Origin of the sequence: Salinibaculum salinum (assembly GCF_037645885.1) — an archaeon.
GTDB classification, from domain to species: Archaea; Halobacteriota; Halobacteria; order Halobacteriales; family Haloarculaceae; genus Salinibaculum; species Salinibaculum salinum.
Map to the genome: position 1 here is coordinate 44,927 of NZ_JBBENW010000001.1, position 12,969 is coordinate 57,895.

Below are 12,969 nucleotides of genomic sequence, written 5' to 3' on the forward strand. Positions count from 1 at the left end.
CGTTATTTTTTCACGCGTTTGTAGAGATTTGCCGCCGTCTTGAGCAACGCCGTCCCGCCCTCGAGTTGCTGGTACAGTTCGAGCGTCGGTGCGAACTTCGCTTTGTACTTCGCGATGTTCGGCTCGGACGCGCCGACCAGGTCGTAGCGAGTGACTCCTCGTGCTTTCGCGTCACGGATAATCGCCCAGTCGAGAAGATCGTTGACTGGCACGTCGGCACCGTGTTTCGACCCGCCAATCCAGCGGTAGACCGTCTCGTCGAGTTCGAGTGCGATGATTCCACCGGCGATGTCGCCATCGATGCGACACACGTACGGTCTGACTGTTCCCGCTGGCATTCGCTCGAAGAGGTCGACCACGAATCCGAGCGGGACGTCGAACGCTTCGTCCTGTTGCTCGTGTCGCTTGCGCACCTGGTCGTGAATCGTCCGAACTGCAGTCGTTCCGCCTTCTTCGATTTCGACGCTGTCGTACTCGTCGGTGACGTTCTGCCGCGCGTCGCGACTGAACTGATTTAATAGCGACTCCTCGTCGGGGGAGATATCGACGACGTACGTATGCCCCACCGAAGCATCGTACTCGTTGTGGACGAACGGTCGGGTGTCGAGATACGTCGAGCCGGTCCGGATGTGAACGTATCTCGGGTCGACCGTCGCGTTGAGGTGGTCGAGACATCCCTCGACGAACTGTCGGTGTCGTCGGTCCTTCTTGCGCTGTTTCAGCTTCGCGATGTTGACCATCGCCGGTCCTTGATAAGTGATGTTGAAACCCGGTACCGGTGAGAACACGGTTCTGACGGGGCCGTGTGTGGTGTGAAACGCCGGAAAGAGTCCAACTGGCTCCTGACCTTTGTATCCAATCAGCGGGATATACGTCGTATCTGTGTGCTCTACGACCACTTCAGCGAACGCCTGCAGATGAAACGGCGTCCCGTGTGGAGAGCGCTCGACGAGGCCGTCCCACCGCTCCCTGTCGCGCCCGGTGGCACGTCGAACTTCCACACTCATCGGTCTGTGTCACCGCTGTCTGCTATCTGCCTATTCGTTGCTCGTCGGTCAGCATTTGAATGGACAGACTGGCTCAACCCGATGGTGCTTGGCCGACGGGACCGACATCCGGCGACCACTGTCGTGGTCTGTCCGGTATCCTGTTTCATTGACTGTCGATGTCCCTCGACACGATATAATTATGCGGCGCCTGTGTCTGAGATAAATGCAGCTTTTGCGCGTCTAGAGTGGCTACGACTGATGTGTCTCGACGCTGCGAATCGAGGGTAACTTTCCACTTTGGTTATTCGATGGTAGTACGCCAGTATGGCCGCTATGTCATGTGGTTGTGGAGGCGCACACAGTCGCTCCTATCGGCGCCGTTAATTCATATCTGCGAGCGGGCCGAAATCGTCGACGGGGAGGACAGAGTAGTCGATGGTGAGCGTATCCTTCGTGGCTCGAATCTTCCCGACGAACGTCGAGATGTCTTCGAGTGACCCCTCGAGAACGAACAGTTCCATACAGTGGTGGCCGCCGACGTGACTGTGGAAATTCGAGGCGACGATCCCCTCGTGTTCGTGGCGAAGGTGCATCATCTTCTCTTCGACACTCGTCGTCTCGTAGTCGAACAGCACTGTGACGACCCCCATCAGGTCGCGTCCTTCGAGTTTTTTGTCCTCGAACTCTCCGAGCAGATTTCGACTCGCTTCGCGGATGACTTCACTCCGGCCAGTGTAGCCGTGGTCGTCTGCAAACTGGTCGATTCGTTCGAGCAACTCCTCGGGCATCGAGACACTGACGACGCTCATTGTATATTAACTAAGCCGGGACAAAATAATAATTTTTACCATCTGACCTCCCTTCTCTCGCGTAGATTGTGAATCGCATCGGTGAATCACTTATCACCTCTCTTTGTTCCAAGGTGTTCACAGTGGGCGGTAGCAGTAACCGGATTCCCTTTCGGTTCTGTGGGTTGACCAGTTCTTCTGCTCAATTTTCCTCACGGGCTGCTGTGCCGGCCGCAGGGTTATGTTAGTAGATAACTTACTTCCTGTATGGCAGACGACAAACGAGGCCGAGAGAAACAGGCACAGGACGCCGACAACCGGCAGCGTGAGCGCGATATCGTCGCGGAACTGGAGCGCCAGGATGAGGTGGAACCGCCAGTCGAGGAGGATGAACTCGACGAGTTCGAGGGGGAACTCGAATCGCTGGAGTTCCCGGTGACGGGGGACGAAGTTGTCGCAGCAGTTGGTGATCGGGAGATCGAATCGGCTGACGGGCCCTATCGCGTTACCGAACTCGTTCCGGAGACGGCCACCCAGCAGTTCGCGACGCCGTCCGCCGTCCGAGTGCGAGTACAGCGCCCGTCGATTGCGGCGGCGATGAAACGGATTGTCGAAGCCAACGCGTCCCACAACACCGAGCGACTCGGTGAGTCACAGTGGGAAGCGTATGAAAAGACACTCAGAGAACTCAAAGCAATCGATGCGGACGACGACGACGAAGGGATTCAGGTACTCACCGACTGGATCGTCGACCAGATAACTGACGACGAGACGCTCCCCAACTCTCGGGCAGTTCGTCGGGAAGCGGCGAAGTTCTGTCGGGCGAACGGCTATCAGGTTCGGAACGACGAATGGCTCGGCGTGTAGCTCTCACCGACCAGCCACGGACTGGCAGAGGCGTCTGACAGCGGCAACGAGAAACTCGTCGCAAGAGAGTACTGCCGGCGTGACACACCGCCAGTTCACTACTACGACGAATAAAACGAATGCACACAATTCTGGCGGATGAGATCAATTCACGCCCTCTATTCTCTATCAAATATCCAGAAAAAGAACTATTATCTTTTGAACCTGTGTGTTTGTTATGTCTGTAGATCCGAACAACATAATCAGTCTCGGCAACGAATTACTCGGTCGGTACCCGGGGACGTTCACGGCTCGTTTCACCGAGAACAGGCGACAGGTTGAACGAGTGACTGATATCCGGTCCAGGCGCGTTCAAAATCGCATTGCTGGCTACATCACTCGCAACTACCCCGATACCGGATCTTCGACCCACGAGAGCAGAAAATAAATCCGAACTTAAAAAATAATATACCAGGTATTTCAACTATCCTATATTCTATATTATATATCTTGGTGTGGATACGGAAAAAGAAAATAATATTTGAAACGAGAAAAAACCTATAAATACAGAAACTATAGTTCGATTTGTAACGATAAACTGCCAATATATTAAATAATAGAAAACTATATAAAATCTGATAATCGAGAAGTATAGGAAGTATATAATAGTTTAAATTTTTATATTTAATCTTCTGGTGGCACTGGCTCTGTATTTAACACACTAAGGCTGTATATATCGATTGGGATCAGTGGGTCCCAGCTCCTGTGTTCTTCTGTGCCGTGGCTCGCTACCGTGCACAGACGAAGCGTACACTCACCGGTACGCTTATTCTTCTGGTCGGCCGAACACGAGGTAATGACTGGCGATTCAGCGTGTAAAGTAGACGAGGTGATCCGGCGGTACGACCTCGATACTGCTGACCCCCGGTACGAGTCGCTCGACGAGGGACTTCTCAGGCGGTGGACTGGCACAGATGGTCGCGATGCGATGGGTTATCGAACGCTCACGGAGTGGTTCAACAAGCGATTGCTCAGACGGGTGTTCGACCGCCACGGCCGAGAGACCCTCGGAGACCGAATCAGCCACGATTACGAGGCGCTCACCAGTGACGACGACCTCGTCCGCGAGGACGCCATCGCCGACCTCGAAGCCGACGGCATCGACGGCGAAGCAGTTCGCGACGACATGGTCTCGTGGGGAACGATGCGAACGCACCTCCAGGAGTGTCTGGGTGGCACGAAAGAGCGACCGACCAGCTCGAGCGACTGGGAACGCGAGACCGTGGCGATGGCACAGTCGTTCGCGACGGACAAAGTCGAGAGCGCTCTCTCGTCGCTCGCTACGAAAGGGAAACTCGCCGGGGTCGAAGAATCGACGGTTGCTGTCCAGATTCAACTCCAGTGCGACCACTGCCCGACCCGGGTCCCACTCGACGTTGCACTCGAGCGAGGATACGTCTGTGAGACACACGCGGAGCTCGAGGCACACGCATGACCTGGACGATCGATATCGAGAACATCGGCGGGATTCTCGACGGAAACGCGACTCTCGAACCCGGGCTCAACGCGGTTCGCGCGTCGAACTGGCAGGGGAAATCGAGTTTCATACAGGCTATCAAGACCGCGCTGGGGGTTTCGACTGCCCTCACTGAGGGTGCCGACCGTGGGGGAGTCTCTCTTCAGACGCCAGACCGAACGCTTTCGGTGGACCTCGTCAGAGACGGGTCAACCGTCCAGCAGCGCGGCCAGCCGTACCTCACGGAGGAGTACGATATCGTCCGGGCAGACCTCTTTGCGTGTCTCGACGAGACGAACGAGATCCGCCGCGCCGTCCGGGAGGGTGAGTCTCTCGAAGACGTCCTCATGCGACCGCTCGACTTTCAGAATATCGACGAGCAGATTGCGTCGCTGCGTCGTGAACGCGAGCAGGTCGAAACGGAACTCGCCCAGGCCAGAGAAGCAAAGAAGCGACTCCCGTCGGCGCAAGAACGGGTGACAGAACTCGAATCCGAACTCGAGGAACTCCGTGAGCAGTACGAAACGCTCACCGACGACGAGACCGCGACAGCGGGAGACGAGCAGTCCACACAGAGTGCGCTCGCACAGGCCCAGTCGGAGCACGAACAGGCCCAGAGCCAGATCGATCGCCTCGAGCGCAGTATCGACCGAACCGAATCTCGTCTCGACGAGAAACGCTCGAAACTCGACGACATCGAAGTCGTCGATACGCAGGACATCGAGGCGGAACTGGCGACTGCACGGGACGACCTCCAGTCCGTCAAGCGCGACAAGAACGTCCTCCAGTCGGTGTACTCGGCCACCGAAATGGTCCTCTCCGAGAATCGCTTCGACCTCCTCACGGAAGTCGAACGCGAACTGACGGGCGATACAGTGCTCTGCTGGACCTGTGGCCAGGAAACCTCGCCCGACGCGATAGAGACGCAACTCGACGAACTGGGAGAGAAACTCGCAACGCTCCGGACGCAAACCGACCGTTTGCGGTCGGAAGTCGAGCGGTTGGAAGCCCGTCGCGAAGATGCGAATCAGGCGAGTCGTCACAAGCGGGATCTCGAATCCGAAATCGCGGAACTCGAAGACCGTCTCGCCGACCAGCAGGCGAGCATCGAGGACGCGAGAGAGCGGCGTGAGGCCGCCGCCGAACGCATCGAGGAACTCTCCGCAGCGGTCGACGAAACTGTCGAGGAAATAACTGACATCGAGAGCGATATCAAGTACCGCGAGGCGGAACTCAAAGATGCTCGGGGGGAACTGGAGTCGCTGCAGACGCGCGCCGATCGGCTGGAAACCCTCGAGGCTGAAAAAGAGACACTGTCGACAGAAATCGAAGAACTCCGCGGTCGCAAAGACGACATCAAATACGAGGCGCGAGACGCGTTCGACCGCGCGATGCAGGACATTCTCGACCGGTTCGATACCGGCTTCGAGACCGCTCGTCTCACGTCGAACTTCGAGCTCATCGTCGCGCGCGACGGACAGGAAGCCAGCCTCGACGCGCTGAGTGAGGGAGAACTGGAACTTCTCGGCTTCGTCGCGGCACTGGCCGGGTACGAATCCTTCGACGTAAGCGAAATTGTGCCCGTGTTACTCGTCGACGGCGTCGGTGGGCTCGCCGACGACAATCTCCGTACGCTGGTCGAGTATCTTCAGGGCCGGACGGAGTATCTGGTCTTTACGATCTATCCGGAGTACTCCTCGTTCGAGGGGACCGAAATCGACCCGGGCGACTGGGAAGTCGCAACTGGTGTTCGGACCACACCGGACTGATTACGACGACTGCTGTTGTTGGCGAGTAATGTAGCCGGCAATCCGGTTGCGAAGGTGGATCGATTGCACGTCTGTGAGGTCTCGGACTACTTTCTGATTGCGGTCGAACTCGTCGCTGAAGGTCCCTGCGTGGTGGTCCAGCAGTCGGTTCCCGATCGTGATTACGTCTTCTGGGTCGACTGTCATATGATAGTCGAGCGTTGTCATGTATTCGCAAAAAAGATTTGGATGTGGATGTATTACATGGCTGGTTGTGGTTTCCAGGCTCGTCAGACCGCCTCGGACAGATTGTGTGAACTATAGTAGCCACTGAAAGCCATTACACATACAACCGCACGATTGTGGTGCGGTTGTTGTGTAAATCGTTTCAGTTGTTACTGTAAAACAGATTCGTGTGGGCTGCCGTAATAGTCACCACTCCGCCGAGGACCGTCGCGGACCCAAACACCAAAAAGAGGAAGCTGTACCCTCCTGCCTGCCCGAATACGTCGGTCGCGAGTAGCGGAAAGAGTGCGGGGCCGATTGTCTGGCCGAGCCAGATCATACTCGAGGTCATCCCCATGACACTGGCTCGCTGTGCGCTGGACACGGCACCGACGAGTGTTCGGTCGATAGACGGCGTCATCAACCCGAGTCCGCCACCAAAGAGAAACAGCATCGACCCCACGACTGGCACCGAATCTGTCTGCCAGATACCCAGGAACGCGACACCGAAGGCGAGAAATCCGGTGCCGAGAAGCGTCGTGACCGAAAACCGGGTGCCGAGCCGCGAGTTCTGTGAGGCCACCGCTGCACTCGCCACGGACGCGACCGCGAGCAACACGCCGATGCGTGGGGCGGACAGTCCGTACGTGTCGTCGAGGACGAGCGGAATCGCGGTGAGAACCCCACCGTAAAACAGCACGTACGTCGCGAGCGCGGCCCCGTACATCCCGAGCACTTTCCGGTTGCGGACGACGGAACCGAGCTGTTTGAGATACGTCGGCAGGGCCATCGCCCGGTCGGTCGACGGCTCTTCGAGTGAGACCACAGCGAGGAGCGCAACGAGAATCGCCACGCCGAAGAAGACGAACGGCGCCGTCCAGTGGACGACGACGAGCGTTCCTCCGAGCGTCGGGAAGATGGCCGCGCCGATGCCGATGGCACTGCTGTTCATGCTCACGATTTCGTCCCGTCGGATTCCATCGTAGTAGTCCCCGATGAGCGTCACCGCGAGCGTGATGAGACTGCTCGCGCCGACGCCCTGGAGGAGCCGAAAGAAGAGCAACTGGTCGAACGTCTCGACAGTTGCACTCCCCGCACCTGCGACGCCGTACAGGACCAGCAACGGGACGAGAACGCGCTTGCGGCCGATTCTATCCGCGACGAGACCGACGAACGGAGCCAGGACGATACCGGGAAGCGTGTAGGCAGTGAGCACGAGGCCGACCCGCGCGTCGGAGACGGCAAACACGTCCTTTAACGTCGGGAGCACCGGGCCGAGAAGAGCGACGCCCATGATTCCCATGAGCGTACTGGAGAGGATGACGTGGAACTCCGACGAGCGCCATGGGACCGCCATTGTCTGGATTTTTCGGGCAGCTGTGTTAAATGGGCCGATTGGGCTCAGTCGGTGTATTTCGACAGGTCTGCCTCGTCGTCGATATCCCGGACAACTCCCGGGTCGTCCGTCTCGACCAGCGCAGTATCTTCCCGCGTCTCGATGAGGTGTCGTCCCCCCACGTCGCCGCTCACGTCCGCGAGCGTTTCGTAGTGTATCGAATCGAAGAGAACCGGATTCCCTCGCTTCCCGTCGTATGCGGCAGCGACAATCGACACGTCTCCGTCGGCGTATCTGTCGAGCAGAGCGTCGACACTCGACGGGGCGACGAACGGCATGTCCCCCAGCGCGAAGACGGTAGCGTCCCAGTCGCGGTGGCGGGCTGTTTCGACACCGACGCGAACGGACGTACTCTGTCCCTCCGCGTAGTCTGGGTTGGCCCGGAACGAGACGGGAAGCCCGGAAAGTGCCTTGCGGACTGCCTCGTCGTCCTGGCCGACGATACCGACGACATCTGCGACAGCAGCGTCGAGCAGCGTCTCCGCAGCGTGGCGAACGATTGGCGTGCCGTCGACCGGGGCTAGCAGCTTGTTCCCGCTCTCGAAACGAGTGCTCTGGCCGGCAGCCAGCAGGACTGCGCCGATTCGCGGACCGCCGTCTGTGCGCGGTGACTCGCTTCGCGGTCGCGTCGTGTCTCCGGTCATTCTACTGTCTGATACAGCGCGATACCTCCTGTATCTTCGGACGCTGGATCGGACGCCGCGCCGACGAATCTGCCCACGCGGAGCGCTCAACCGCGCGCCGCTACCGCTCGACTGCGCCGAGTGCGCCCGTCTCGAACGAACAGACGAGGCCACGAGTGAACCGGTCCGTCCGCGAAAGTGCCGCATCGAGCACCGCACGCGCTGTCTCCTGTTGTGCCGGCGTGTCGGCTTTGTTGATCAGCGGCGTGACGGTTGCGTCGGCCGGCAGGTCCTTGCACCCGCCGTCGTCGTGTGCGAGGACAGTCCCGACTGCGACTGGCGTGATTTCTTCGCCCCTGTCGAGGCCGGTGAGCGCCCCGATACGGTCCGGGCGGTGGACCGTAGCTTCGTCGAGCGGTTCGCCGACTGCGCTGACTGAGGCGACCGGAACGACGTGCGTGCTGGTCTCGGGAACGACCGGTTCGTCAGGGTTGGGTGCTTTGAACTCCCGTCGGCGTGCGCCGTCGGCTTTGACGAGCACCCAGTCCATCGGCCCACGGTCGAACAGGGCGTCTATGATCGCTGGGTCGTGTCCCCGTACTTTCTGCACGGCTCGCTCGGGATTTTCGACGCGCTCGCGAGCGAACGCGACCGGCGAGTCCGTCCCCGCGAGTTCGTCCCACAACCCACTGTCGTCGGCGACGACGAGCGGATAGTCGGGTGGCGGCATGTGCGTCGTCGTCGTGTAGCCCACTGGTAGTCCGCGGACGGTCGCCGCGTCAGCCAGACGGACCATCGCCGTCTTCTTGCCACCGGCCCCGACGAAGGAGACGAGTTCGTGGTCGCCCAGCTTGAGTGTTCCTGCGAGGTCCATATCCGAACCAGACGGACGACACTGTTATACTTTCGCACGGTGTACGCAACGCACATGGAACACGTCGACGTGACGGGAGAGGTGTGTCCCCGGCCGGCGCTCATCGTTCGTCGCCGCCTCTCTGCTCTCGATACCGGCGACACGCTCGTCGTACAGGGCGACTATCCGCCGGCCGAGCAGAACCTCCGGCGCACCTGTGCGAATCACGGTTTTGCGGTCGAGGGTGGGAGCGAAGATAACGACGACGGCGACCGGTTCGAGTTGCGCATCACGGTCACCGAGGACGCCGCGCTGGCGGAGGAGTGACCGATGGGTGACAACGAGGACGGGCCAGCACTCACCGAGCGCGTCGAACTCCACGGCTGTTCGTGCAAGGTCGGACAGGGCGAACTCGACGATATCCTGACCGACGCGGGGTTGGTGGCAGACCAGCCAGAGCTTCTGTTCGGCGTCGGTGAGGACGCCGCCGCCAGGCAACTCCGCGACGATCTGGCGCTCGTCCAGACGGTCGATTTCTTCACGCCAATCGTCGACGATCCGTACGACTTCGGTCGGGTCGCGGCCTGTAACGCCGCTAGCGACGCCTTCGCTTCTGGAGCCGTCGACGACGTGAGCTGTCTCGTCGTCATGGCTCTGCCCCGGGACCTCACCGACGTTGCTGTCGACGTACTCGCGGGCATCGTCGACGCTCTCGAGACGATGGACGGCGCTGTCGCGGGCGGCCACACCACGCTCAATCCCTGGCCCATCGCCGGCGGCGCCGTCACCGCGACGGCCCATCCCGACGACCTGCTGACGACCAGAGCGGCTGCGCCCGGCGACCGGCTCTACCTGACCAAACCCCTCGGGACGCAGCCGGCAATGGGCGCGCTGCGAGTCAAAGACGGCGAGTTCGCGGCGACGGTGCGCGAGACTGCACCCCGTCCCGTCGAAGCTATCGCCGAGGACGCGCTGGCGTGGATGACGACGCCGAACCGGACGGCCGCCGTCGCTGCTCGCGAGTACGCCTCCGCGGCGACGGACGTGACCGGCTTCGGTCTCGCAGGACAGTCGTCCGTCCTCGCCGAAAACGCCGGCGTCGGCGTGGCACTGACTCATCTCCCCGTCATCGACGGCACGCCAGCGCTCTCCTCGCTCTTTGGTTACGGGCTGGCCAGTGGCGAGAGCGCAGAAACTAGCGGCGGGCTCCTCCTCTCCGTGCCGTCCGACCACGAGACCGACCTACAGAACGCGCTGGCCGACGCTGGTGTTTTCCACCGCAACGTCGGCCGCGTTACGGACGGGACTGGTGTCACGCTCGACGACCCGACGCGGGAAGAAATCCGTCGGTAGCGGCTCACTCGAGTCGCAGAACGGCTTCGAGCACACCGCCGCCGAGGCAGAGCGCCTTGTCGGAGATTTTCTCGTAGTCGACTGCCTCACCGCGGGGGTCGACGTCGCCGAGTTTTGTCCCCTCGGAGACGGTCAGGTCGTCGTGAATCAGCCCGCGGACGAGTCCGCCAATCTGCGTTTCGACGGGGGAACTGTCGATGTAGCCCACGACGCCGTCCGCCGAGACAGTCTCTCCGATGTCGACGGCAGTCTCCCACGTCCCGTCCGCTGGGGCACGGAGGACGCGCTCGGTCGTGAACCCCTCGCGCTCGCCGGGGATGCCGTCGTAGTCGCTGGCCGTTCCCTCGTAGAAGACGCGCCCGAGCTGGTGGCCGCGGTCGGTCTCGACCACCGCGTCGACGGGGATGGCGTCGCCGTCGATCACTTTCCCGCGGTCAGCGTCGGCCATCGCTTCGAACCCTGGTCCCAGTCCGACGACCGTTTCGGCGTCGTCGCGGCGCGTTCCCGTATCGCGCTTGCCCTTGGCCATGATCGCATCGACGAGGACAGCGGCACCGAGTTCCTCGGCGATTGTCGCCTCCGGGTCTGCGATGACCGGGATATCACCGTCGGCGAGAATCTCGACCGCTTCGTCGATACCGTTCGCCCGGCGGCCGACGGCACCCTCGACGGTGATCTCTCCCTCGTACATCGCGGTCCCGAACGCGACGGCGCGTCTGACGACCGTCGGTTCGGCAACGTCGGTCACGACGACCGGATAGCCGGCCTGGTGGAGGCGGTAGGCGACACCGCTTCCGAGGTCACCGCCACCCCGGACGACCGCGAGGTCGTCGAGCGCGAGCTGGCTCGCGCGCTCGCCCGACGTGCCGTGTCGGTCGGCGCTTCTCTCGGCCAGAATCGCGAGTGCGATGTCCGACGGACTGCCGCCGCCGAGTTCCAGACCGACCGGTGTGCGCACGTCGGCCAGTTCCCGCCTGCTGTATCCATCTTCGACCAGCGAATCGGTGATGTGCTCTGCTTTCGTGTCGCTGGCGACGGCACCGACGTAGCCGGCTCCGCCGTCGAGTGCGGCGGCGATTACGTCCTGGTCGAAGGTGTTACTCCGGGTCGCCGAGACGACGGCGGTCTCCGGACCCATCGGCAGGTCTCTGAGCGCGTCGCCGTAATCGTCGTGCAGTACCTCCACTCCGCCGGGGAACCGGTCGGCGTCAGCGTACTCCTCCCGGTCGTCGACAACGGTCACAGATTCGCCCAGTTCGACGGCGAGCGCGGCGAGTTCCGCGCCGATGTGACCGCCGCCACCGATGAGCAGCCGAGACCTCCCGCCGATGCGGTCCACGAACACGTCCACCTGTCCGCCACAGACCATCCCAGTGTTGCCGCCCTTCTCGAGTTCGTACGTTCGCACACCTGGCCCTGCGTCGCCAGCGAGGACAGCACGGGCGGCTTCGATTGCCAGCCCTTCGACGGTCCCACCGCCGATCGTGCCGTACTCCTCGTCGGCGGTGACGAGCATCCGTGTCCCCACATCGCGTGGCGCACTTCCCTCTTTCCCGACAACGGTCAGCATCGCTGCCGGTTCGCCCTGGTCGATTAGGTCGGTTAACTCCCCGAAGACGGTCATACGAAACTGTTCACCTCCTGTTCGACGACCATCTCCACGACGGCGTCGTAAGAGATTCGTTCGATATCCGGTGGCAACTCGATGCCTCGCACGTCCACGTCTTTTGCCACGGCGTAGGTGGGAACGTCGAGGTCCGGGTCGAGCAACACACCGTCCTGGAGCAAGACGAGACATGCGTCCTCGTCTCCGGCGGCGGTTCGGAAGGCGATGTCGGCCATGGGTTTGTCGACGAGATAGAGCATTGTTAGAAATCCAGCGTGTAGTCGGCGTCTCGAATGATCGCTGCGACGGTCTCGCCCGAGCGGACCGTGATATCCTCGGCAATCGACTCTTCTTGTACGCCGCGCTCGGCCATCGCAGCGGCGTCGACGACCATCTCGCCGCCCTCTCGCAGGAGATCGTCGATGTGACCGGGCATGTTCAGCGCGGCTCGGTCGACAGATTCGCGGGCGGCGTAGACGCCGTCCTGCGTAAAGACGACCGTCACGTCGTGACGGTCGAACCCCGCCGCGACGCCGCGGGCCGCGCGCAATCCTTCGGGGACGTGCACCCGGCCGTACGGTGCTCGCGTCAGGAGGACACTGACGTCTTGTTTCACAGGGAGATCACCCGGTCTGCCTCGCCGAGCAGGTCCGCGAGGTCGGGCAGCAGTCCGACCTCGACACCGTCGGGATAGTCGGTTTCGGCGTCGATGCCGCGGGCGTTGACGCAGAGTCCACAGCAGATGACCGACGCGCCGTCGGCGACGAGTTCCTGAAACTTTACCGTTGGCATCGCGTCGTACAGACCGGTATCCGAACAGTTCGGCAACTCCTGGTCTGCGACCGGGACGAGCGCCCCGTCGAGGTAGGCGAAGTAGGTCACCTCGTGGTCCGCGTCGAGTGCCGAGCGCCCGAGTTCGTAGGCCGTCCGCCACCGCTGGCTGTCGAAAGGGCCGCCTGTGAGCAGGAAACCGATGTGCGCCATCTACGCCTAATTCTGCCTGCGAGATAATAATCGTTCGCCTCG

General features: G+C 61.2%; 16 protein-coding genes. 6 read left to right on the top strand and 10 right to left on the bottom strand.

Translation table 11 applies throughout. The features are described 5' to 3' along the window. Positions 1 to 2: 2 nt before the first annotated feature. Together WDJ60_RS00195 and WDJ60_RS00200 are read right to left on the bottom strand one after the other, a co-directional pair. The gene (locus WDJ60_RS00195; protein WP_340097701.1) at positions 3 to 1,007 is read right to left on the bottom strand and encodes a lipid II:glycine glycyltransferase FemX; all 1,005 of its coding nucleotides are present in this window, start codon (positions 1,005 to 1,007) and stop codon (positions 3 to 5) included. A 362-nt stretch (positions 1,008 to 1,369) separates the two neighbouring features. Continuing rightward, complete coding sequence (locus tag WDJ60_RS00200) at positions 1,370 to 1,798, bottom strand: CopG family ribbon-helix-helix protein (RefSeq protein ID WP_340097702.1); 429 nt, start codon at positions 1,796 to 1,798, stop codon at positions 1,370 to 1,372. A 246-nt stretch (positions 1,799 to 2,044) separates the two neighbouring features. Here WDJ60_RS00200 and WDJ60_RS00205 point away from each other — a divergent pair, with 246 nt between their 5' ends. The 4 genes from WDJ60_RS00205 to WDJ60_RS00220 all read left to right on the top strand — a co-directional run bounded on the left by WDJ60_RS00205 (position 2,045) and on the right by WDJ60_RS00220 (position 5,908). After that, positions 2,045 to 2,644, top strand: a complete 600-nt coding sequence (locus WDJ60_RS00205) for a DUF5789 family protein (protein WP_340097703.1) — start codon at positions 2,045 to 2,047, stop codon at positions 2,642 to 2,644. 217 nt (positions 2,645 to 2,861) lie between these two features. Then, positions 2,862 to 3,071 carry a 30S ribosomal protein S17e gene (locus WDJ60_RS00210; protein ID WP_340097704.1) on the top strand — a complete coding sequence of 70 codons (210 nt, stop codon included), beginning with the start codon at positions 2,862 to 2,864 and terminating at the stop codon, positions 3,069 to 3,071. A gap of 408 nt (positions 3,072 to 3,479) precedes the next feature. Continuing rightward, complete coding sequence (rdfA, locus tag WDJ60_RS00215; RefSeq protein ID WP_340097705.1) at positions 3,480 to 4,118, top strand: rod-determining factor RdfA; 639 nt, start codon at positions 3,480 to 3,482, stop codon at positions 4,116 to 4,118. Next, positions 4,115 to 5,908, top strand: a complete 1,794-nt coding sequence (locus tag WDJ60_RS00220; RefSeq protein WP_340097706.1) for an archaea-specific SMC-related protein — start codon at positions 4,115 to 4,117, stop codon at positions 5,906 to 5,908. Before rdfA ends, WDJ60_RS00220 begins: the two co-directional genes overlap by 4 nt. Here WDJ60_RS00220 and WDJ60_RS00225 read toward each other — a convergent pair whose 3' ends face one another. The 4 genes from WDJ60_RS00225 to yqeC form a co-directional block, all read right to left on the bottom strand. Then, positions 5,909 to 6,094, bottom strand: a complete 186-nt coding sequence (locus WDJ60_RS00225) for a 30S ribosomal protein S17e (protein ID WP_340097707.1) — start codon at positions 6,092 to 6,094, stop codon at positions 5,909 to 5,911. Positions 6,095 to 6,275: 181 nt separating this feature from the next. After that, positions 6,276 to 7,469 (bottom strand): MFS transporter, encoded by a 1,194-nt coding sequence (locus WDJ60_RS00230; RefSeq protein ID WP_340097708.1) that lies wholly within the window; start codon positions 7,467 to 7,469, stop codon positions 6,276 to 6,278. 44 nt (positions 7,470 to 7,513) lie between these two features. After that, positions 7,514 to 8,152 carry a nucleotidyltransferase family protein gene (locus WDJ60_RS00235; RefSeq protein WP_340097709.1) on the bottom strand — a complete coding sequence of 213 codons (639 nt, stop codon included), beginning with the start codon at positions 8,150 to 8,152 and terminating at the stop codon, positions 7,514 to 7,516. A gap of 100 nt (positions 8,153 to 8,252) precedes the next feature. After that, the gene (gene yqeC / locus WDJ60_RS00240) at positions 8,253 to 9,005 is read right to left on the bottom strand and encodes a selenium cofactor biosynthesis protein YqeC (protein ID WP_340097710.1); all 753 of its coding nucleotides are present in this window, start codon (positions 9,003 to 9,005) and stop codon (positions 8,253 to 8,255) included. Positions 9,006 to 9,059: 54 nt separating this feature from the next. Here yqeC and WDJ60_RS00245 point away from each other — a divergent pair, with 54 nt between their 5' ends. Both WDJ60_RS00245 and selD read left to right on the top strand, forming a co-directional pair. Next, positions 9,060 to 9,311 (top strand): sulfurtransferase TusA family protein, encoded by a 252-nt coding sequence (locus tag WDJ60_RS00245; protein ID WP_340097711.1) that lies wholly within the window; start codon positions 9,060 to 9,062, stop codon positions 9,309 to 9,311. A 3-nt stretch (positions 9,312 to 9,314) separates the two neighbouring features. Then, complete coding sequence (selD, locus tag WDJ60_RS00250) at positions 9,315 to 10,337, top strand: selenide, water dikinase SelD (protein WP_340097712.1); 1,023 nt, start codon at positions 9,315 to 9,317, stop codon at positions 10,335 to 10,337. 4 nt (positions 10,338 to 10,341) lie between these two features. Here the strand turns inward: selD and yqeB are convergent, their stop codons facing one another. The 4 genes from yqeB to WDJ60_RS00270 are packed head-to-tail and all read right to left on the bottom strand — an operon-like array spanning position 10,342 to position 12,927. After that, on the bottom strand, positions 10,342 to 11,961 hold the full coding sequence (gene yqeB / locus WDJ60_RS00255; RefSeq protein WP_340097713.1) for a selenium-dependent molybdenum cofactor biosynthesis protein YqeB: 1,620 nt from the start codon (positions 11,959 to 11,961) through the stop codon (positions 10,342 to 10,344). Then, positions 11,958 to 12,203, bottom strand: a complete 246-nt coding sequence (locus tag WDJ60_RS00260; protein WP_340097714.1) for a hypothetical protein — start codon at positions 12,201 to 12,203, stop codon at positions 11,958 to 11,960. The genes yqeB and WDJ60_RS00260 overlap by 4 nt, the downstream gene beginning before the upstream one ends. Before the next feature lie 2 nt (positions 12,204 to 12,205). Beyond that, positions 12,206 to 12,559, bottom strand: coding sequence for a DsrE family protein (locus WDJ60_RS00265; protein ID WP_340097715.1), 354 nt, complete (start codon positions 12,557 to 12,559; stop codon positions 12,206 to 12,208). After that, a complete protein-coding gene (locus WDJ60_RS00270) occupies positions 12,556 to 12,927 on the bottom strand; it encodes a DsrE/DsrF/TusD sulfur relay family protein (RefSeq protein ID WP_340097716.1) in 372 nt (123 codons plus the stop codon). The genes WDJ60_RS00265 and WDJ60_RS00270 overlap by 4 nt, the downstream gene beginning before the upstream one ends. Positions 12,928 to 12,969: the final 42 nt, after the last annotated feature.

Excerpts from the sequence above, each read along its gene's own strand:
- WDJ60_RS00195 (WP_340097701.1), bottom strand. The coding sequence starts at position 1,007 with ATGAGTGTGGAAGTTCGACGTGCCACCGGGCGCGACAGGGAGCGGTGG.
- yqeC (WP_340097710.1), bottom strand. The coding sequence starts at position 9,005 with ATGGACCTCGCAGGAACACTCAAGCTGGGCGACCACGAACTCGTCTCC.
- WDJ60_RS00205 (WP_340097703.1), top strand. The coding sequence starts at position 2,045 with ATGGCAGACGACAAACGAGGCCGAGAGAAACAGGCACAGGACGCCGAC.
- rdfA (WP_340097705.1), top strand. The coding sequence starts at position 3,480 with ATGACTGGCGATTCAGCGTGTAAAGTAGACGAGGTGATCCGGCGGTAC.
- WDJ60_RS00235 (WP_340097709.1), bottom strand. The coding sequence starts at position 8,152 with ATGACCGGAGACACGACGCGACCGCGAAGCGAGTCACCGCGCACAGAC.
- yqeB (WP_340097713.1), bottom strand. The coding sequence starts at position 11,961 with ATGACCGTCTTCGGGGAGTTAACCGACCTAATCGACCAGGGCGAACCG.
- WDJ60_RS00210 (WP_340097704.1), top strand. The coding sequence starts at position 2,862 with ATGTCTGTAGATCCGAACAACATAATCAGTCTCGGCAACGAATTACTC.
- WDJ60_RS00245 (WP_340097711.1), top strand. The coding sequence starts at position 9,060 with ATGGAACACGTCGACGTGACGGGAGAGGTGTGTCCCCGGCCGGCGCTC.
- selD (WP_340097712.1), top strand. The coding sequence starts at position 9,315 with ATGGGTGACAACGAGGACGGGCCAGCACTCACCGAGCGCGTCGAACTC.
- WDJ60_RS00260 (WP_340097714.1), bottom strand. The coding sequence starts at position 12,203 with ATGCTCTATCTCGTCGACAAACCCATGGCCGACATCGCCTTCCGAACC.
- WDJ60_RS00225 (WP_340097707.1), bottom strand. The coding sequence starts at position 6,094 with ATGACAGTCGACCCAGAAGACGTAATCACGATCGGGAACCGACTGCTG.
- WDJ60_RS00230 (WP_340097708.1), bottom strand. The coding sequence starts at position 7,469 with ATGGCGGTCCCATGGCGCTCGTCGGAGTTCCACGTCATCCTCTCCAGT.
- WDJ60_RS00200 (WP_340097702.1), bottom strand. The coding sequence starts at position 1,798 with ATGAGCGTCGTCAGTGTCTCGATGCCCGAGGAGTTGCTCGAACGAATC.
- WDJ60_RS00270 (WP_340097716.1), bottom strand. The coding sequence starts at position 12,927 with ATGGCGCACATCGGTTTCCTGCTCACAGGCGGCCCTTTCGACAGCCAG.
- WDJ60_RS00220 (WP_340097706.1), top strand. The coding sequence starts at position 4,115 with ATGACCTGGACGATCGATATCGAGAACATCGGCGGGATTCTCGACGGA.